This is a genomic window from Mesorhizobium delmotii, from assembly GCF_900149755.1.
In the GTDB taxonomy this organism is placed as follows: domain Bacteria; phylum Pseudomonadota; class Alphaproteobacteria; order Rhizobiales; family Rhizobiaceae; genus Mesorhizobium; species Mesorhizobium delmotii.
This window is the reverse complement of the sequence record NZ_FUIG01000046.1, coordinates 296-19,018: the sequence shown is the minus strand read 5'-3', so window position 1 is coordinate 19,018 and position 18,723 is coordinate 296. Positions and strand designations below refer to the sequence as shown.

Annotated in this window: 13 protein-coding genes and 1 pseudogene; 7 read left to right on the top strand and 7 right to left on the bottom strand. The window is 62.3% G+C overall.

Translation table 11 applies throughout. The annotated features are described in order from the left end of the window. Positions 1-109: 109 nt before the first annotated feature. Complete coding sequence (locus tag BQ8482_RS27570) at positions 110-1,978, bottom strand: phospholipase D-like domain-containing protein (protein ID WP_123150743.1); 1,869 nt, start codon at positions 1,976-1,978, stop codon at positions 110-112. A 225-nt stretch (positions 1,979-2,203) separates the two neighbouring features. Between BQ8482_RS27570 and BQ8482_RS27565 the strand changes: the two genes are divergently transcribed. The 4 genes from BQ8482_RS27565 (at position 2,204) to BQ8482_RS27545 (ending at position 9,663) form a co-directional block, all read left to right on the top strand. Then, positions 2,204-3,781, top strand: coding sequence for a trimethylamine methyltransferase family protein (locus tag BQ8482_RS27565; RefSeq protein WP_123150742.1), 1,578 nt, complete (start codon positions 2,204-2,206; stop codon positions 3,779-3,781). Positions 3,782-3,959: 178 nt separating this feature from the next. Further along, positions 3,960-6,533, top strand: coding sequence for a GcvT family protein (locus tag BQ8482_RS27555; protein WP_123150491.1), 2,574 nt, complete (start codon positions 3,960-3,962; stop codon positions 6,531-6,533). Positions 6,534-6,623: 90 nt separating this feature from the next. After that, the gene (locus tag BQ8482_RS27550; protein ID WP_123150490.1) at positions 6,624-8,318 is read left to right on the top strand and encodes an ArnT family glycosyltransferase; all 1,695 of its coding nucleotides are present in this window, start codon (positions 6,624-6,626) and stop codon (positions 8,316-8,318) included. Positions 8,319-8,343: 25 nt separating this feature from the next. Further along, entirely contained in the window at positions 8,344-9,663 is a 1,320-nt protein-coding gene (locus BQ8482_RS27545; protein WP_123150489.1) for a M24 family metallopeptidase, read from the top strand. A gap of 6 nt (positions 9,664-9,669) precedes the next feature. Here BQ8482_RS27545 and BQ8482_RS27540 read toward each other — a convergent pair whose 3' ends face one another. Beyond that, positions 9,670-10,512 (bottom strand): phosphate/phosphite/phosphonate ABC transporter substrate-binding protein, encoded by an 843-nt coding sequence (locus BQ8482_RS27540; protein WP_123150741.1) that lies wholly within the window; start codon positions 10,510-10,512, stop codon positions 9,670-9,672. 41 nt (positions 10,513-10,553) lie between these two features. Further along, on the bottom strand, positions 10,554-11,555 hold the full coding sequence (locus tag BQ8482_RS27535) for a fatty acid desaturase (protein ID WP_425294145.1): 1,002 nt from the start codon (positions 11,553-11,555) through the stop codon (positions 10,554-10,556). Positions 11,556-11,792: 237 nt separating this feature from the next. Here BQ8482_RS27535 and BQ8482_RS27530 point away from each other — a divergent pair, with 237 nt between their 5' ends. Then, complete coding sequence (locus BQ8482_RS27530) at positions 11,793-12,635, top strand: helix-turn-helix domain-containing protein (protein WP_123150488.1); 843 nt, start codon at positions 11,793-11,795, stop codon at positions 12,633-12,635. 182 nt (positions 12,636-12,817) lie between these two features. After that, on the top strand, positions 12,818-13,834 hold the full coding sequence (gene bmt, locus BQ8482_RS27525) for a betaine--homocysteine S-methyltransferase (protein ID WP_123150487.1): 1,017 nt from the start codon (positions 12,818-12,820) through the stop codon (positions 13,832-13,834). A 114-nt stretch (positions 13,835-13,948) separates the two neighbouring features. On the opposite strand, the gene BQ8482_RS27520 is transcribed toward bmt, so the two are convergent. The 3 genes from BQ8482_RS27520 to BQ8482_RS27510 form a co-directional block, all read right to left on the bottom strand. Then, positions 13,949-16,057 carry a VWA domain-containing protein gene (locus BQ8482_RS27520; RefSeq protein ID WP_123150486.1) on the bottom strand — a complete coding sequence of 703 codons (2,109 nt, stop codon included), beginning with the start codon at positions 16,055-16,057 and terminating at the stop codon, positions 13,949-13,951. A 2-nt stretch (positions 16,058-16,059) separates the two neighbouring features. Further along, positions 16,060-16,620, bottom strand: coding sequence for an RNA polymerase sigma factor (locus BQ8482_RS27515; RefSeq protein WP_123150739.1), 561 nt, complete (start codon positions 16,618-16,620; stop codon positions 16,060-16,062). A 94-nt stretch (positions 16,621-16,714) separates the two neighbouring features. Beyond that, entirely contained in the window at positions 16,715-17,527 is an 813-nt protein-coding gene (locus tag BQ8482_RS27510) for a hypothetical protein (protein ID WP_133254847.1), read from the bottom strand. A gap of 54 nt (positions 17,528-17,581) precedes the next feature. Between BQ8482_RS27510 and BQ8482_RS37860 the strand changes: the two genes are divergently transcribed. After that, entirely contained in the window at positions 17,582-17,905 is a 324-nt protein-coding gene (locus BQ8482_RS37860) for a hypothetical protein (RefSeq protein ID WP_133254846.1), read from the top strand. Here the strand turns inward: BQ8482_RS37860 and BQ8482_RS27505 are convergent. Then, a pseudogene (locus BQ8482_RS27505) lies at positions 17,882-18,614 on the bottom strand (dienelactone hydrolase family protein). The gene BQ8482_RS37860 and the pseudogene BQ8482_RS27505 overlap by 24 nt on opposite strands. Between the last annotated feature and the right edge of the window lie 109 nt (positions 18,615-18,723).

The following is an 18,723-nucleotide window of genomic DNA, read 5'->3' as shown; positions in this document are numbered from 1 at the left end:
AACCTGCACGATTAGCGTTTCGGCGGCGTGCCGGGAAGCACCGGCGGCGAAAACCGCTTGCGCCAGCCAGAGCATGACTTGTTCAAGAGTCCCGGCGCCATTCAGACCACTACGGAAAATACCGGGCAATCGCCCCCTTCCTGCCCTCCGCGTAAGGCTTCAGCCACTTGTCGTCGATGGAGAGCCCATCATTGTCCGACGGTCCTTCTCCAATCGTTCTGCGCCAGGCGCGGAACTTGTAGTGGTCGAACACGTCGAGCATATGCACCGCAAAGGCCGCAGCGAACGTCTTGTCGCCTTCTACAATCACCATGTTCTCGTCGTTTTCATAGGACGCCTTGTAGCCAAGGTTGTGGCTGCCGGCGATGACGGTCGCGTTGTCGGCCATCGGATCGATGATGACGATCTTGTCGTGCACGATCGCATGGCCGACGGTCAGCACTTCCGCCTGGAAATCCCGCGCAACGGAGGCCCCCGTCAGGTTGGCCGCCCTGACGATGGAGACGTTCGGCGCCTCCCAGACCTTCTCCGGAAAGACGAATGGCGATTTGCCGTCCTTGTTCGATTTGTTGGTGACCGGATCCCTGGTCGGGGCAACATAGTTGGGCATGGCGGTGTGATCGCTGATTGCGCCTTGCACGATCAGCTTTGGATTCGCCGTCGCCGCCGCGACCGCCTGATCGACGACCGAATTGTTGCCAAGCCGCGAAGGATTGAACACGAGAAAGAGCACCGCCTCCTTCGCCGCCTTAATCCGTGCGAAAACGTCTTCGAGATCGACAGGCCGCACCGAGATGTCCTTTTTGCTGCGGTCGGGATCGTTTGGCGAGAACCAGATCGTGGCCCCATTGACATGGTTCGGTGTGCGATTCTTCAGGCGAAACGGCTTGCCTTGCTTCTGCGCCACACGTCCGGCGGCGCTATCGCTCGCCGGCGGCGGGAACACGTCGGCCTTCATCCGCTCCCAATAGGCATCGAACACTTTGGCCATGGCAGGGTCGTCGCGGATGAAGGCGTTGTTGGACTGTCCGCAAATGCCCGTCGACGTCCAATTGGTGCTGCCGGTCATCACCGCTTGCGGATTGCCCTGGGCGTCGCGGTAGACGGCAAACTTGTTGTGGCCGATATGGTTGTTGTTGAACAGACGATCGGTCAGCACGACGCCGGCGTCCCGCAGCCGCTTTCTGAAGGGCGCGTTGCCCGCGTCCCACGCCTTCGTTTGTTCATCCCTGCCCGAATTCGAAAGAATGACGTCGACGAGATCCTTGGCGTCGATGATAGCGTCGCACAACTCGTCATCGCCAAGTTCATAGAGGGCAAGCCTGACAGTGCCGCCCTCGGCCTTGGCCCGTTTCATCAGGCTGGTGAGCACATCCGGAACCTCGCCGTGAAGATAGGCGCGTATCTTGCTGCCGGGACGCTGAAGCTCGGCCCTGATCTTATCGCGCTGCCCGACCTTGATGCCGGCATCTTCCAGGGCGCGCGACAACCATTGCGTCGAGAGCACGCCGTTGGTGAAGGCGAGCCTCGCCTTGCCGAACATCGATCCCAGGAAGATGGTCGGGCTGACGGCACCTTGTCCGAGATAGCCGAGCGGCCGAGCCGCTCCGGTATAGGCTTTCTCGGGGCGCACCGGCACCGGATCGAGGCCGGGGCGCATGTCGCCGACCGGACGCACCCGGTAGGCGACCATTTCGCCATCCGGCCTGATTTCAAGGCTGTCACGGCGCCGCCGCACCGTAAGATCGCGCCAGAATGTCTTCTGCACCGGCCAGACGCCGGTATCCTGCGGAATCCAGTCCTTGTTGCGTTGCCCATTGAAAGGCACCCAGGACGCCAGACAGCGTTCCTCGCCGGTGCCGGGATAGATGCGGACGATTTCGAAGCCGAGACAGCCGTCGATCATTCCGTCAATATCCCAGGCAATGAAGGCGACTTCATTGTTGGTCGCAGCACGCACGCTGACAACATCCGACATGGAGACAGTCTCCCTCAGGACCGGTTTCATTCAATGTACTTATTTCATATGACGTGATCGCAACGTGACACGTTTCACAGTTCGGGCCAGACCTGGTTTCGCCTGGTCGTCCGGCTGGCGAACGTCCATGTCGCTTCCCTCGTCCTAGTGGTCGCCGCCTCCGCAATGGCGGGGCGGCCGGCGGTCCATTATGCCGCCGCACTGTCGCAGCGTACGAGGACTATCATGACCGCCGCCCTTCATCCCGCCGAGCCGGCATTGGCAAACGACCGCGCCCGTCGCGGCGGTCGCGCGGGAAAGCGCGCCGGCGGATCGGCGGCGTTCGAGCAGCCGCCTTTCCGTCAGCTGAAAATCCCGCTGACGCCGACCAAGCTGGTCTCCGACGACGAGCTGGAATCGATCCATCTCGCCTCGCTGCGTGTTCTCAGGGAAATCGGCGTCGACGTGCTGCACGACGAGGCAAGGCGCATCATGAAGGCGCATGGCGCGGATGTCCGCGAAGGCAGCGAGCGGGTGCGCTTCGACAGCGACATGATCCTCGAGCTGGTTTCCCACTGCCCGTCGGAATTCACCATCCATGCTCGTAATCCGGCGCACAATGTCCGCTTCGGCGGCGACAACCTGATCATCTCGATGATGGCGTCGGCGCCCAATTGTTCCGACATCGATCGCGGCCGCCGGCCGGGCAACCAGCAGGACTACCGCAACTTCCTCAAGCTTGCGCAGATGCACAACATCCTCAATTGCACGGGCGGTTATCCGGTCGAGCCGATCGATATCCATCCGTCCGTCCGCCACCTCGAATGCATCCGCGATCTGAGCGTGCTCACCGACAAGGTGTTCCACATCTATTCGCTCGGCAAGGAGCGCAATGTCGACGGCATCGAGATCACCAGGATCGCGCGCGGCATCAGCGACGAACAGCTTCTTGAAGAGCCGTCGGTGTTCACCATCATCAACACCAATTCGCCGCTCAAGCTCGACGTGCCGATGATGGAAGGTATCATCCAGATGTCGAGCAAGGGCCAGGTCGTCATCGTGACGCCGTTCACCCTGTCGGGCGCCATGGCGCCGGTGACCATCGCCGGCGCGCTGGTGCAGCAGAATGCCGAAGCGCTGTCCGGCATTGCCTTCGCCCAGATGGTGCGCAAGGGCGCGCCCGTCGGCTATGGCGGCTTCACCTCCAACGTCGACATGAAGTCCGGCGCGCCGGCTTTCGGCACGCCGGAATACATGAAGGCGCAATTGGTCGGCGGCCAGCTCGCCCGCCGCTACAACATCCCCTACCGCACCTCCAACACCTGCGCCGCCAACACGGTCGACGCGCAGGCGGCCTATGAAAGCGTGTTCTCGCTGTGGGGCGCCATCCAGGGCGGCGGCAATCTGATGATGCATGCGGCCGGCTGGCTGGAAGGCGGCCTGCGCTGCTCCTACGAGAAGACCATCCTGGACATCGATCTGCTGCAGATGGTGGCCGAGTTCCTGACCCCGCTCGACCTCTCCGAGGAGGCCCTCGGCTTCGACGCCATCCAGTCCGTCGGTCCGGGCGGCCACTTCTTCGGCACCCAGCATACCCAGGACCGCTACAAGACCGCTTTCTATTCGCCTATCATCTCCGACTGGCGCAATTTCGAGACCTGGGCGGAAGCCGGATCGCCGACGGCTATCGAAAAAGCCAACCGGGTGTGGAAGGAGCGGCTGGCTACTTATGAAGAGCCCTACATGGACCCGGCTATCCGCGAGGAGATCAACGCCTTCGTCGACAAACGCCGGTCCGAAGGCGGCGCGCCGACCGATTTTTGACCATCTGTATTGGTTTGATGAACAGTCGACCCCCACTCCATCGAGCTTCGCTCGACACCTTTCCTCCGTTCGACGGGGTAGAGGAAGGGCGTGAGATTATTCCAGCCGGCGCCCTTCTCCGCTTTGTTTTCAGGCCCCGCTCACTCGATTCAATCTCTTCAAAAACGGAACTATCTTCATGAAATCTCATGCAAAAGCGGTTGTCATCGGCGGCGGCGTCGTCGGCTGCTCGGTGCTCTACCATCTGGCCAAGGCCGGCTGGACCGACATCATGCTGATCGAGCGCTCGGAGCTCACCTCCGGCTCGTCCTGGCATGCGGCGGGCGGCTTCCACACGCTCAACGGCGATCCCAACGTCGCCAAGCTGCAGGCCTACACGGTGCAGCTCTATAAGGAGATCGAGGAGCTTTCCGGCCAGTCCTGTTCGCTGCACCTGACCGGCGGCGTGATGATGGCCGACACGCCCGAGCGCATGGACTTCCTGCGCCTTGCCCACGCCAAGGGCCGCTATCTCGGCATGGACACCGAGCTGATCACGCCGTCCGAGGCCAAGGCGATGTTCCCGCTGATGGACGAGACGAATTTCGTCGGCGCCATGTGGGATCCGGTCGAAGGTCATCTCGACCCTTCCGGAACCACCCACGCCTATGCCAAGGCCGCCAGGAAGCTCGGCGCCGAGATCGTGCTGCGCAACCGCGTCGTAGAGCTGACGCAGGAGGTCGACGGCACCTGGAACGTCGTTACCGAGCAAGGCACGGTCAAGGCTGATCACGTCGTCAACTGCGGCGGCCTGTGGGCGCGCGAGATCGGCCGCATGGTCGGGGTCGAGCTGCCGCTGCTTGCCATGGAGCATATGTACCTTTTGACCGAGCCGATGCCGGAGGTCGAGGAATTTAACAAGTCGACCGGCCGCGAAATGATCGGCGTTATGGACTTCAAGGGCGAGATCTACACCCGCCAGGAACGCAACGGCATCCTGCTCGGCACCTATGAAAAAGCCTGCAGGCCGTGGTCTCCGGTCAACACGCCGTGGGATTTCGGCCACGAATTGCTGCAGCCCGACATCGACCGCATCGCGCCGTCGCTGGAGATCGGCTTCAAGCATTTCCCCGGCATCGAGAAGGCCGGCATCAAGCAGATCATCAACGGCCCCTTCACCTTCGCGCTCGACGGCAATCCGCTGGTTGGCCCGGTGCAGGGCCTGACCAATTTCTGGTGCGCCTGCGCCGTCATGGCCGGTTTCTCGCAGGGCGGCGGCGTCGGGCTGGCATTGTCGAACTGGATGGTCCATGGCGATCCCGGCTTCGACGTTTGGGGCATGGACGTCGCCCGCTTCGGCGAATGGGCGACGCTGCGCTACACCAATGCCAAGGTGCGCGAAAACTATTCGCGCCGCTTTTCCATCCGCTTTCCCAACGAGGAATTGCCGGCCGCGCGCCCGGCGCAAACGACGCCACTCTATGACACGATGCTGGCCAACAACGCCGTCATGGGCGATAGCTGGGGCCTCGAAACCCCGCTCTGGTTCTCGCCGAAAGGCGCCGAGCCGAAGGACATCGTTTCCTTCCATCGCTCCAACGATTTCGGGCCGATCGGCGAGGAAGTGCGTGCGACACGCGAGAAGGTCGGCGTCACCGAGATCGCCAACTTCGCCAAATACGAAGTCTCCGGGCCGGGATCGGAAAATTTCCTCAACCGGCTGATGACCAACCGCATGCCGAAGACCGGCCGCATCGTGCTGACCCCGATGCTGAACGAGTTCGGCAGGCTGATCGGCGACTTCACCATCGCCAAGGCGGGTGAAGAGCGCTTCATGATCTGGAGCTCGTCGGCGGCGCAGAAGTATCATATGCGCTGGTTCGAGAAGCACCTGCCGAAGGATGATAGCGTCCGCGTTCACCGCTTTGACCAGACGCTTGTCGGTCTCTCAATCGCCGGGCCGAGATCGCGCGACCTGCTGCAGAAACTGGTCGATGTCGACATTTCGACCAAGGCTTTCCGCTTCATGGATTTCCGCGAGATGGCGGTCGGCGGCGCGCCCTGCATGGTCAATCGCATCACCTATACCGGCGATCTCGGTTACGAGATCTGGATGGCGCCGACCTATCAGCGCCTGGTCTACAAGGCGATCAAGGATGCCGGCGAAGAGTTTGGCCTCGTCGATTTCGGCATGCGCGCCCTGCTCTCGATGCGCCTGGAAAAGAACTTTCCGACCTGGTTCCGCGAACTGCGTCCGATCTACGGGCCGTTCGAAGGCGCGATGGACCGCTTCGTCAAGCTGGAGAAGAACGACTTCATCGGACGCGAAGCGGCGGCCAGGGAGCAGGCGGAAGGGCCAAAACTGCGCCGTGTCTCCTTCATCGTCGATGCCGCGGATGCCGACGTCATGGGCGACGAACCGATCTGGGCCAAGGTCGGCGGCAAGGACTACGGCACGGTGGAAAAGCCGCACGGCTATGGTGCGCCGCGTTTCGATACGGACGGCAAGGAAGTGCGCGGCTCCAGGGCCGCGGAAGGCGCTTCGGCCGTGCGCGGCATCGTCGACGGCGACTGGCGCGTGGTCGGCTGGGTCACCTCCGGCGGCTATGCCCATTACGTCCGGAAATCGATGGCGCAAGGCTATGTGCCGGCGGCCTTGGCCGGGAACGAGAGCGCCGGACTGTTCGAGATCGAAATCCTCGGAAGCCGGCGCCCGGCCCGCATCAATGTCGAGCCGCCTTTCGACCCGAGCGGCGAGAAGATGCGGACCTAGAGCACCGGACCCAAAGGCCGCCGCCCCGGCCCGACCCGGGGTAGGACCGATTTGGGCAAATCCGATGCTAGAACAAAAGAGAGAGCGACGGTGCGATTCGACTTGCCTGCCCGCCGCTCCGGCAGCGATCAGGGCTGCCACATTGTGCGCGGCATGGTCTTCATGCTAGCGGAGCCGGCGGCAACTGGCACGGGCGATGAGAACTCGTTGAAGTATTCTATGAAATGGGACGAATGGCTTGCCGAGAGCAAGATCGGCCCCTTCCCGGCGGCGATCGTCATGGTCGCTGCTTACTTGGCCTTGCAAACCGTCATATTGTCTGTGCTGGCCACTTGGGCAGGAACTGGCGTCGGCGTCGATGACGCGGAGCAACTGATTTATCTTCCATATCTTTGGGCTGGATATGGCGGCTCGCAACCGCCTCTCTACACATGGATCAACTGGCTGGCCGCGCAAATTTTCGGCACCAATATTTTCACGCTGAAGCTCGTCAAATACTCCGTGCTGTTCCTCGCCGCCTGCAGTGTGTTCGCCGCCATGCGGCGGTTCGGCTACACGAAAGCGACGGCAGCGGCGGCCATGCTCGGACTTTTCACAATCCCGCAAATCGCCTGGGAATCACAGCGGGCCTTGTCGCATTCGGTCGCCGTTGTCGGCTTCTGCGCGCTGCTCCTGCTCGCGATGGCTAATCTGATCGAGCGGCGAAGCGTAATCGCCTATGCGGTGTTTGGCTTGGCAACGGCTGCGGCAATTCTTGCCAAATACAACGACGTATTCCTGGTGGCAGCGCTTGTTGCGGCGGTGTTGTCGCTGCGCGAGCTGCGCGGCGCGATCCTCGATCCGAAATTCGCAATCAGTGTTGCCGTCGCGATATTGCTGCTCGCGCCAACCACATATTGGAGCCTCATGCATCCTGCCGATTTGCTGGCGAGAGGCGAGAAGTTCGGAATAGACCTACAGCAGGGGCGCATGATGGCCGCGGTCACCGGCGCCGGCAAGTTTATCACGGGGACCTTCAATTTCGCTGTCCTGCCGGTGCTCGTTTGCGCGCTGGCTTTGGCGCTGACGGGGTTTCGTTTCTCCGAGCGTCACCCCAAAGCTCCGGCCAGGGAAGTTCTCCTGTGGCGTACCTTGGCGCTCGGCTTGGCCATGCTGGCGATACTCGTGCTGGCCACCGGCGTGACCGAGGTCAAGGCCCGTTGGCTGGTGCCGGTCCTGGTCATCTTGCCGCTGGCGATGGCCGCCTATATGGAACGGCTCTTACCACGCGGCAGGGACGCCCAGCTCCTGGTGATCGCGGCCGGAGCGATCATCGCCGTTCTGCTCGCGCCCGCCACTTGGTACTTCCAGATAAACGGGACCAGTGGTCTCTCGCGGATGATCCGGGTGGATTACGCGGCCCTCTATCGCCAGCTGACTGCAGACGGGCCGGTGAAAACCGCAATATCCGACGGTGCATGGGTCGGAAATCTGCGGTTGGTCGACGAAAAATTGGTCGCGCTTGACCAGGAAGTGCCGAATTTCGACAGGCTTGTGCAAGACCCGGCTGTACTCGTCTGGCTTGATCGCGACGATCCGCGGCCGGTCATTTTGGAGCAGCTCAAAAAAGCCGGCTATGAGCCGGACGGCCAACCAAGGCAAATCATGGTTCCGCTATTGCCTAGCACCGACAAGTCTGCCCGGCCCGGCGCGTATACAAGATTGAAGAGAATCGCTGCGGAAAAAGCCAAAGCGCCGGAGGAAGGCGTCAGCAAAGGAGCCGAGGGTGGACAGGAACCCGACTGATCGGCCTCCTCGCCACCGCAGGATCATGCCGTTCGAGCCGGACGAAGCAGGCTCCATCGATGCGTTGCGCCTGAAGTCGCGGCGGAAGGCCGCTGAGCTCAACCAGCATGTGCTTGGCTATGGCGCACTGGCGGAAGCCGAGTGGCAGGCCGCCGGCATTGCTGCTCCCAACCTGCCCGCCATGCGTCAGTACCGGCTCGACCGCATCCGCGCCGAGCTGAAGCGCCGCGGCTATGCGGGAGCCCTGCTCTACGATCCGATCAACATCCGCTACGCGACCGACTCGACCAATATGCAGCTCTGGGTCGCGCACAATCCGACAAGGCATTGTTTCGTTGCCACCGAAGGCCCGGTGGTGCTGTTCGACTATTTTTCCTGCGAGCACCTTTCCGACCACTCCGGCGTGGTCGACGAGGTGCGGCCGGCAGTGTCGTGGATGTATCTCTACAGCGGCGAACTGACCGAGCAAAAGGTCCGCCGCTGGGCGGCCGGCATTGCCGATCTGGTGAGGGAGCATGGCGGCGGTATCAGCCGCATCGCCGTCGATCACATCAATCCCGAGGGTGTCGAAGAGCTCGCCCGCCTCGGCATCTCGATCGGCAATGGCGAAGCGCTGATGGAAAATGCACGTCTGATCAAATCGCCCGACGAAATCCTGGCCATGCGCCGGTCGATCGTCGCTTGCCAGGCGGCAATGGGCGAGATGGAAGCAGTATTGAGGCCAGGCATTTCCGAAAACGAATTGTGGGCCGAACTCCACCGCGGCAACATCGCACGTGGCGGCGAATGGGTCGAAACCCGGCTCCTGACGTCCGGCCCGCGCACCAATCCCTGGTTCCAGGAATGCTCGTCGCGAACGATCGAAGCCGGCGATCTCGTCGCTTTCGATACCGACCTGATCGGCCCCTACGGTTTCTGCGCCGACCTGTCGCGCACCTGGCTCTGCGGCGACACCGAGCCGTCCAACGAGCAACGCGACCTGTTTCGCTTCGCCGCCGACCAGATCGCCCACAACATCCGCCTGATGCAGCCGGGCATATCCTTCCGCGACCTTGTCGAACGCTCGGCGGTGCCGCCCGGAGATTGCTTCCCGGCGCGCTACGGCGTGCTCTATCACGGCGTCGGCCTGGCCGACGAATACCCGACGCTGCCGCATGCGATCGACTGGACTGAAGACACGCCCGACGGCGTGCTCGTGTCAGGCATGGTGCTTTGCGTCGAAAGCTATATCGGCCGGCTTGGCGGACGCGAGGGCGTCAAGATCGAAGAGCAGATCCTGATCACCGAAACCGGCAACGAGCAGCTTTCGACCTATCCGCTCGACGAGCGGCTGCTCGGCGGCTGACTGTTTTTATGCGATCGCCGCGACTGCCTCACGCAGCGCCACCACGATCTTTTCCGGTGTCGCTCTGGCAGTGATGAACGGCAGGCCCTTGCGCCGCCTTGTCCAGCCAACGGCCGCTACCTTCTGTGCCGCAGGCTCGAAGCGCCGCGCCAGCGCCCAGCTCTGGCAGTCGATGGCCGCGACATCGGCCTTGCCCTCGGCAATGGCGACGATCGAGGCGCGGTGGCCACCGCTTTCGCTGCGCTCAGAGAACATGTTCAGGCTTTCGCCCAGCGCCTCCAGGTCACGCGTCAGCCCGACGAAGCCCGACATCGAATCGGAGTGGTTGAAGGTGAAGCGCATGTTGCGCAGCAGGTCGAGAGAAACAAGAGGGCTGCCGTCATCAGGTGCTCGAACAGACGGCGAGCCGTCCGCGCACATCACGATGGCGCTCGAATAGAGTTCGCCCTGCCCGCCCTCGTATGCGTCGTAGCTCGGCTGGCCGACCACCTGGACATGCTCCGACAGGCCGAGTTCCATCGGCCCCCAGCAGGTCTGTGCGAACAGCAGCGCCGGATGCAGCCAAAGCCCGTGAAAATCCAGTTCGTCCGGCGGCAGCGTCGCCGGATCGGGCGCGATCACCTTTCCGGCGGCGTCACGGATGCCGCCGTCTACAGGCCACAGATCGGCATTGACGCGAGCGATGGTCTGCGGCGCGTCGATGCCTCTTTGCCGGAAGGCATCACGCAGCCGTGCCCATTGGGCATCGACCTCGCTCCGCATTTCGGGCCAGTCATACATCGGCAAGGCGGCAACGAAATCGCTCGTGCCGGGATTTTGATCGTTACGCTGAGAAACTGACGAGACCATTGACGCGCACCTGGGCATCGCAGCCAGCGATGCCGCAAATTTCATTCTTTCGGCGGCTCGGCGGGCACCGGCGCACTGCCAAGCCCATTGAGGCTGCGCGCCCTGACGCGCGGCTTGAACGCCCGGCCCGGTTCCGGCGTGCGCCGCAGCACCGGGTGGACGATCGGCTCCTTCGCCTTGAACGCATAAGCCTTGAGCAGCGCGAAATAGTTTGGATAGGCGTAGCCATTGTTCATCCGTAGCCACTCGTCCCGGCGCTCGCGAAACAACTTCGGCAGCCGGTACCAAGCCACCGTCGGGCTCTTGTGATGCACGAAATGCAAATTGTTGTTGAGGAACAGCAACGACAGCGGCGAACGCTCGACAATCACCGTGCGGCCTTCCGGATGCTCCGACCATTGATGCTCGGCGAAGGTACGGATCGAGATCAGCGACTGGCCGAGCCACACCGGCACTAGCACGTAGAGCCACAGCGGGATGCCGAAGCCGAACTGCACGACCGGCAGCACCACGGCGAGGCCGATGGCGTGCAGCAGCCATGCCTTGCGGATCACCTTGTCGCCGGCAAGCATCTGCTTGGCATCGTCGATGAAGAAGCCGGTGCACGACAGCCACGGGCCGAGAATAAGGCGGCCGATCATGGTGTTGTTGATTTTCAGCAGGAACTTCATCGCCGGCGGCAATTCGTCATGGTGCCACAGCGCCTTGTAGTAGCTTTCAGGATCGTCAAGCGGATCGGTCAACCGTTCGTCGGCATGGTGGCGCAGATGAATGGTCCTGAACCGGCGGAACGGCCAGACGAGGCCGATCGGCAGGAAGACGAAAGCTTCGTTGAGCTGCGCATTGCGGGTCGGATGGCCGTGCAGGACTTCGTGCGCCAGCGAGGATTGCAGCGCAGCCATCAAGGCCAGAACGACGAGCGCCAGCAACGGATAGGACGGCCACAGGAACAGGCCGGCTGCGAGCCATGTGCCGTAACAGAAGAACGCGAGAAACACGGTCGGCCATTCGATGGCCGGTGCATTGCGTCGTCTGTTATTCATGCTCGTCATGGATCGACCACTGCCCTTCCAGTCGCCGGAACCGTTTTGATTCCTGACAGTATTGTGTCAGGAGCGTTGACATGCTGCAACGCGACAAAGCGCACAAAATGTTGCGATTGCGCATTTTCAGCCGCATATGTTATCTATTGTAAACGAGCCGGCGGATTCATTTACGCCCGAGGTGCCGGTTTGGCGAATTCGGCGAAATTTTTTCCTCCCAATGGCCGGAATGACGATATGGACAAACGCGACCTGTCGACGATCTTTCGGGAGCGCCTGAAAATGCTCCTGACACGCTCCGACTTGAACCAGTCCGCCTTCGCGACGGCGGTGGGCATCGACCGCTCGGCGCTTTCGCAGCTGCTGTCCGGCGCCTCGACACGCCTTCCCCGCGCCGAAACGCTGCTCAACATCGCCGCCGAATTCAAGGTGTCGCTCGACTGGCTGCTCGGCCTCAGCCAGGACGAAGGCGTCACCGGTGAGATCCGCGAGAGCCTGGAGATCGAGGAAGCGCCCGACGGCTTCGACCGCACGCTGCTGGCCAAATGGCATGCCGAGGCTGCGGGCACGAAGATCCGTTACGTGCCCGCCGGCATTCCCGATCTTCTGCGCACCGAGGCGCTTGTCGACTACGAGGCTGGTATTGCCAACAAGAGCCGCGAGGCGCAGGCCGGCGAGACGCAGTACCGCATCGACTACAACCGGCGGCCGGAAACCGACATGGAAGTCTGCATGCCGCGCCACACGCTGGAGATCTTTGCGCGCGGACTGGGGGTCTGGGACCGTTTCCCTGAGGCCGACCGCCACCAGCAGCTTCTTCACATGGCGACGCTGCTCGACGACCTTTATCCCACCTTCCGCCTGTTTCTCTATGACGGCCGGATGCGCTACTCGATCCCCTACACCATATTCGGGCCCTATCGTGCCGCCATCTATGTCGGCGACATGTATCTGGTGCTGAACGCGACCCAGCCGGTCCGCACGCTGACCAGCCATTTCGACAATCTGATCCGCGCCGCCGACATCAACGCGCATGAGGCGGCCAGCTTTACGCAAAGGCTGGGGGAGATGCGATTTTGACGGCTTGTTTGCCGCGCCGACATTGACGCCATATAAAGATTTCTTTATATCCTTATCTCAACCAGCAGGTTCCGCAAAAGTGCTTCGCGGTTTTGCGACGAGAACCTGCGGCAATACAAAAACCTAAGCAGACGTAGCGGGCGAGCGAAGTCTGCTTGGAATTCCGGGAAGGCGTATCTCCAATGACCAATCCAATTGACTCGCTGCTTGCCGAAAAGGGCGTTCTGCTTGCCGATGGCGCCACCGGTACCAATCTGTTCGCCATGGGGCTCGAGGCCGGCGAGGCTCCAGAGTTGCTGAACGAGACGGCTCCCGACACCATCACCAGTCTGCACCAGAACTTCGTCGATGCCGGCGCCGACATCATTCTCACCAACTCCTTCGGCGGCACCCGCCACCGGCTGAAGCTGCACCATGCGCAAGACCGCGTGCATGCGCTGAACAAGCGAGCCGCCGAGATCGCCCGCGCTGTCGCCGATAAAGCCGGCCGCAAGGTCATCGTGGCGGGCTCGGTCGGCCCGACCGGCGAGTTGCTGGTGCCGCTCGGCGCCATGACCTATGACGAGGCGGTCGAAGCCTTTGCCGAACAGATCGAGGGCCTGAAGGCCGGCGGCGCCGAAGTCGCCTGGATCGAGACCATGTCGGCGCCGGACGAAATCCGCGCCGCAGCCGAAGCCGCGATCCGCGTCGGCCTGCCCTATACCTATACCGGCTCCTTCGACACCGCCGGCCGCACCATGATGGGGCTGTTGCCGAAGGACATCCACGGCGTCGCCGATGGGCTGCCGCAGGCGCCGCTCGGGGTCGGCGCCAATTGCGGTGTCGGCGCCTCCGACATCCTCGCTTCGCTGCTCGATATGACCGAGGCGAAGCCGGAGGCGACGGTGATCGTCAAGGGCAATTGTGGCATTCCCGAATTTCGCGGCGCAGAAATCCATTATTCCGGCACGCCCGAACTGATGGCCGACTATGTCAGGCTGGCCGTCGATGCCGGCGCCAAAATCGTTGGCGGTTGCTGCGGCACCTCGTTCGCCCACCTCGCCGCCATGCGCAAGGCACTCGACGCGCATACCAGGTCGGATCGCCCGACCGTTGAGAAAATCGTCGAGCGCATCGGCCCGATGCGCAACAAGCAGGCGACAGTCAACACCGCCGAGACCAGCGAAGCCCGCCGCGAGCGCCGGCGTAGCCGCGCCTGACAAATGTTGAAAAAGGCCGGCAAGGTTTCCCTCGCCGGCCTGCCCTCACCCGCCGTGCGTCGGTTTCCCCTACTCAGAACGATCCCATCTGAAGAAAACCGGCCGTCATCACCATTACCGGTTACCGCCGAGCGCCGAGGCAAGGCGCACCAGCGAGAGGAACTCGGACCGGTACCCAAACGGGTCGGCTCCCCGGGCAGCAGTGGCAATCTCCAGGATCTTGTCGTAGCCGAACTTCGCGGTCGCATCCTCGTCGCGCAGCTTCTGGCCGAAGGCCGCGACGGCAACGGAGAAACGCTGGTCGGTGCTGGCCTGGTCGAAATCAGCCACTTCATTGGCCGATGTGACCGGCGTGGTGATCAGCTTCGAGGCATCCTCATTCGGCAACTTGTAGCGGATCTTCACGAACGCATATTCGTCGGCATTGGCGACGCCGCCATTGTTCACTGCAGCCTGGCCGTAGCGCAGCGGATCGATTTGCTCGCCGCCGTTGCCTTTCGGCGTGATCTCGTAGATCGCAGTGACCGAATGGCCGGAGCCGATCTCGCCGGCATCGACGCGGTCGTTGTTGAAATCCTCGCGGTTCAAGGCGCGGGTCTCGTAGCCGATCAGCCGGTATTCCGAGACTTTTTGCGGGTTGAACTCGACCTGGATCTTCACGTCCTTGGCGATGGTGAACAGCGTCGAAGACGCATCCTCGACCAGCACCTTCTCCGCCTCGGCCAAAGTGTCGATATAGGCGGCGGTGCCGTTGCCGTTCTGGGCGATGGTCTGCATCATCTGATCGTTCAGATTGCCGCGACCGAAACCGAACACCGACAGGAACACGCCGGTCTTACGCTCCTTTTCGATCAATCGCTTCAGATCGTCGTCGTCGGTCTGGCCGACATTGAAGTCGCCGTCCGTGGCGAGCATCACGCGATTGATCCCGTCGTTGACAAAGGATTTCTGCGCCAGCCTGTAGGCTTCCTTGATACCCGCCTCGCCGGCCGTGCTGCCGCCGGGCGCCAGCGTGTCGATGGCATTGAGAATCTTGTCCTTCTCCGAAACCTTCGTCGGCTCCAGGACAGTGCCGGCATCGCCCGCATAGGTGACGATCGAAACCGTGTCGTCGGGCTTCAATTTGTTGACCAGAAGCCGGAAGGCGGACTGCAAGAGCGGCAACTTATCCTGCTCGTTCATCGAACCCGACACGTCGATCAGGAAGACCAGATTGGCCTTGGGCTGCTCGGCCGGCTTCGCGTCGAAACCTTTGATGGCGACGTGCATCAGCCTGGTGTGCCCGTTCCACGGCGTCGGCATGACGCTGACGTTTGAATTGAACGGCGTCGAGGCAACGTCCGGACCTTTCCAGTCATAGGGGAAGTAGTTGATCATCTCCTCGACGCGGACCGTGTCGGCCTGCGGCACGACACCTTCCCTGAGCGAACGCCGCACGAAGGAATAGGAGGCCGTGTCGACGTCGATCGAGAAGGTCGAGACCGGGTCTTCGAGCGCGGCACGCACCGGATTGCTCTTGAAATCCTCGATGCGGTCGCGGTTTTGCTCCGGCAGCGGCATCTGGTCAGCCGGTGCGGTCGAAGGCTGAGCCATCAACTTGGCCACAGTACCGGGCACACCGCCAACCCGCGCGGCGCCATCGGCTGCAGGAGCCGCGGTACTCGAACCGCCAGCCAGCGCCTCGCGAGGCGAGGGCTCGGGCGCATTGCGAGCCAGCATATCCTGCTGCACCAGGCCACCCATCGCGTTCGATTCTGACTTCGGCGGCGATGCCGGCGCAAGCGCCTCGGCTGCGACGCGGCTTTCGGCGTCGACATCGGCTTTCTTCTGCTTGTCGGCCTCGGCTACGGTGAGCGGCGTCACCGTTGGCGGCGCATTAGCCGCTGGTTTATCGGCCAGCGTTTCGGCGATCTTCTCGTCCCCACCGGAAGGGAATGGCTGCTCCTGCAGCATGTAGATCGTAGCGTATCCGGCGATCGGCAGGGCGACGAGCCCGGCAATGGCCGGGGTGGCGAAGAGTTTCTTTTGCATGATTTCGCTCCAGAGCTTTTGTGCTCGCTCTGTGAGACGAAGCCCTTTCTCCGATCCTTGGGCGGCAGGTGAAGTTTTTTCGTCAAGGTCGTAAGCCCGCATGGCGGCCTCTAAGGCACGCGCCTTCGCCTCGGTACCCGGTGCCGGTGCTGCGATGTCGCGCAGCCTGTTGAGTTCGTTGTCGTCGACCATGATCACACTTCCCCGGCTGAAAGCATGAGCGTCTTCAACCGTTTCTTCGCTTCATGGATGTGCCAGGAAACCGTCGTCTCCGAGATGCCCATCGCCTCGGCCGCGGCTGCGTGGCTCAGCCCTTCGCCATAGACGAGCAGCACCGCGTCGCGCTGCTTGTCCGGCAGCATCCGCACCGCCGCCCAAAGCGCCTCGGCTGGATCTTCGGGCTCGGCCGGGGCTTCTCCCGAGATCAGCTCGTAAGCCCCGTACGCTTCGGTCTTGATCGTCTCGCGAACGGTCTTGCGCATCATGTCGCGTGCCGCATTCAGCGTCACGGCATAGAGCCAGGTGGTGAAGGCGCCGCTGCCATGATAGTCGCGGATCGCCCGGCCGAGCCGGACGCAGACTTCCTGGGCGATATCCTCGGCGTCGGCCTTTTTCCCGCACCAGCGATAGGCGGCGCGATAGACGAAGTCATAGTGCCTTTCGAGCAACTTGCCGAAAGCCCCCCTGTCTCCGCCCTTCGCGCGACCGATCAGCTCGGCGTCGGAGGCTTCGCTTTCATCCAGCATCATCGCCATCATTTGCCTGTTGGACGAAGGCTAGCGGCGATTCCTTGGGGTGGTGGAAAGAAAAACACAAACCGCCTTCCAGAACACCAACCATGGGTGCTCCTCACTCTCCGGGACAGACCAGGCGCACGGTGACCGTGTGGTTGCCGCTGACCGACATGCCGCCCTGTGTCACGATCTTGGCAAACGGCATCATGCTGACATCTTGCGAGATGTCCGCCTCGCTCTCGAAGCGTTCCGCTGCAAACACCTCGCCGCTGCCGACTTCACCTTGAGGACGCATCGACATGCCGTAACCGCCCCTGCAGCGAACCTTTATATCGCCGGGTCGGCCTGTCGACTTGCTCTTGAGGTTCATACCAAAGCCATCCGTATCCAATGCCATGTCGATGTCGTCGTTGAGCTGTCCGCTCGATTTGCAGGTCATGCCGCCAATCTTCATGTTTTTGATCTTGCCGGATTGTTTGCCCTTTCCGTTCACCGTCCAACTATCCGACCCAGGCGAGCTCTTGCCCTCCATCGCGATCGACGGCATCACAAAGGAATAGGTGACATCGAACTGTGGACCCTTGATGCGGGGTTCCATCTTCGCCTCCACGGTGATTGTCCCCTCATCCACAATGCGCTTGAGTTGCGCCCGCATGGCGTTGGCCTGCGCCCGATAACGTTCGGCTTCTTCGGCGGCGATCTGACTGGGCAACCTGTCCCAATAGACCGCAGCGGTTTCCCTTGCGCATCTCTCCCTGTGCGCGGCCTCGTGAGCCAGCGTGATGTCGGCGATTTCCTTGCACTGCGAGCCGGCGGGCAGTGCCTCTAGATCGGCCGGCTTCTGCTCGCAGCTGCCAAACTTCATGTCCACGGTCAAAGGACCCGAGTAGCCGTAGGCTGGGTTGTGAGGAAGCTTGAACGTGCGCATGATGTCGGCGCGCGCCCTGGACGATCGGTCCTGGATGTTGACATCTGAATCGGGATGGGTCGGGTTCTTGCGCGCCTCGATCAGCGGATCCTCGACCGCCTTGAGCTTCGCCGCCATATCGGCGAAGAACACCGCCTCATACTCCGCGTTCTTCAGTTCTTCCTGAACGCTGCGCAGGTTCCGGCAGGAACATTTTGCTTGGTCGGCAAAGGCTGGCAGGACCATCGCGCTGGTCAACAGGCAAAAGCCTACAATCTTGCTCCTGAGAGAAACCCGCATCATGCCCCTGATCAAATGACTGCCGCCGGTATTCAGGAGCTATGTTTCAAGACTATGTCGCCGGCTCCGGCGGGCTTAGCCCAGCGTTTCCGCGAATAGCGTCGCCAATCGTTTCCAGTGGCGCTCGGCGCCGGCCGCATCGTAGGCGCTGTGGTCCGGTACGCACCAGCCATGCGCCATACCGGCATAATTCTCGATGACATGGTCGACTTCAGCCACACGCAGCGCTTCGGCCAGCCGCGCCGCCTGCTCCGGCGGAAAACTTCTGTCAACACCTGCCGTGCCGACATAGACCCGCGCCTTGATCGACGCAGCCTTCCTATGCGGGCTGTCGGCGGCATCGCTCGCCAGATTGCCGCCATGGAAACTGGCCGCGGCAATGATTCGGTCGGGATAGGTCGCAGCGGCGTTCAGCGCCCGCGCTCCGCCCATGCAATAGCCGACGGTGCCGACCGGTCCGGTCACGCCTTCGGCATCGAGCGCATCGAGGAAAGCGCCGCTGTCGCGGATGGTCATGTCCTGCGTCGTGCCGCTGAGGAGACCCGTGATGACAGCCTTGCGCTTCTCGTCGCTAAAGGCGGTCTTGGCCTCGAACGGGCCGTAGGGCGCGTTGCGGTAGAAAAGGTCCGGGACCCAACACCGCGCAATTATCGCCTGCAAGTCGTTCCGCCATTTGGTCGAGCGCCGACCGCGGGCCAAAAGCGTCCATATAGAGGATGATTGCGGCCTTGGCCGGGGCCGCCGAGCGGAACAGACCGGCTTTTGCCAAGCCGTCGCTGGTTTTGATCTGAATGTCCCGCTTCGCCATCACCCACTCCTTCCGATTGTCGGGTCGTGTCCCACCGCGTGGTGTAGGTCGGCGGTAGCGAAGCCCTCGCGAGCGCGCCCTCAACAGCGCTGTAGCGAGCGAGCGGCGT

What these genes read in the sequence shown, in the direction of transcription:
- BQ8482_RS27570 (WP_123150743.1), bottom strand. Translation starts at nt 1,978, where the DNA reads ATGTCGGATGTTGTCAGCGTGCGTGCTGCGACCAACAATGAAGTCGCC.
- BQ8482_RS27565 (WP_123150742.1), top strand. Translation starts at nt 2,204, where the DNA reads ATGACCGCCGCCCTTCATCCCGCCGAGCCGGCATTGGCAAACGACCGC.
- BQ8482_RS27555 (WP_123150491.1), top strand. Translation starts at nt 3,960, where the DNA reads ATGAAATCTCATGCAAAAGCGGTTGTCATCGGCGGCGGCGTCGTCGGC.
- BQ8482_RS27545 (WP_123150489.1), top strand. Translation starts at nt 8,344, where the DNA reads ATGCCGTTCGAGCCGGACGAAGCAGGCTCCATCGATGCGTTGCGCCTG.
- BQ8482_RS27540 (WP_123150741.1), bottom strand. Translation starts at nt 10,512, where the DNA reads ATGGTCTCGTCAGTTTCTCAGCGTAACGATCAAAATCCCGGCACGAGC.
- BQ8482_RS27535 (WP_425294145.1), bottom strand. Translation starts at nt 11,555, where the DNA reads ATGAATAACAGACGACGCAATGCACCGGCCATCGAATGGCCGACCGTG.
- BQ8482_RS27530 (WP_123150488.1), top strand. Translation starts at nt 11,793, where the DNA reads ATGGACAAACGCGACCTGTCGACGATCTTTCGGGAGCGCCTGAAAATG.
- bmt (WP_123150487.1), top strand. Translation starts at nt 12,818, where the DNA reads ATGACCAATCCAATTGACTCGCTGCTTGCCGAAAAGGGCGTTCTGCTT.
- BQ8482_RS27520 (WP_123150486.1), bottom strand. Translation starts at nt 16,057, where the DNA reads ATGGTCGACGACAACGAACTCAACAGGCTGCGCGACATCGCAGCACCG.
- BQ8482_RS27515 (WP_123150739.1), bottom strand. Translation starts at nt 16,620, where the DNA reads ATGGCGATGATGCTGGATGAAAGCGAAGCCTCCGACGCCGAGCTGATC.
- BQ8482_RS27510 (WP_133254847.1), bottom strand. Translation starts at nt 17,527, where the DNA reads ATGCGCACGTTCAAGCTTCCTCACAACCCAGCCTACGGCTACTCGGGT.
- BQ8482_RS37860 (WP_133254846.1), top strand. Translation starts at nt 17,582, where the DNA reads ATGGGTCGGGTTCTTGCGCGCCTCGATCAGCGGATCCTCGACCGCCTT.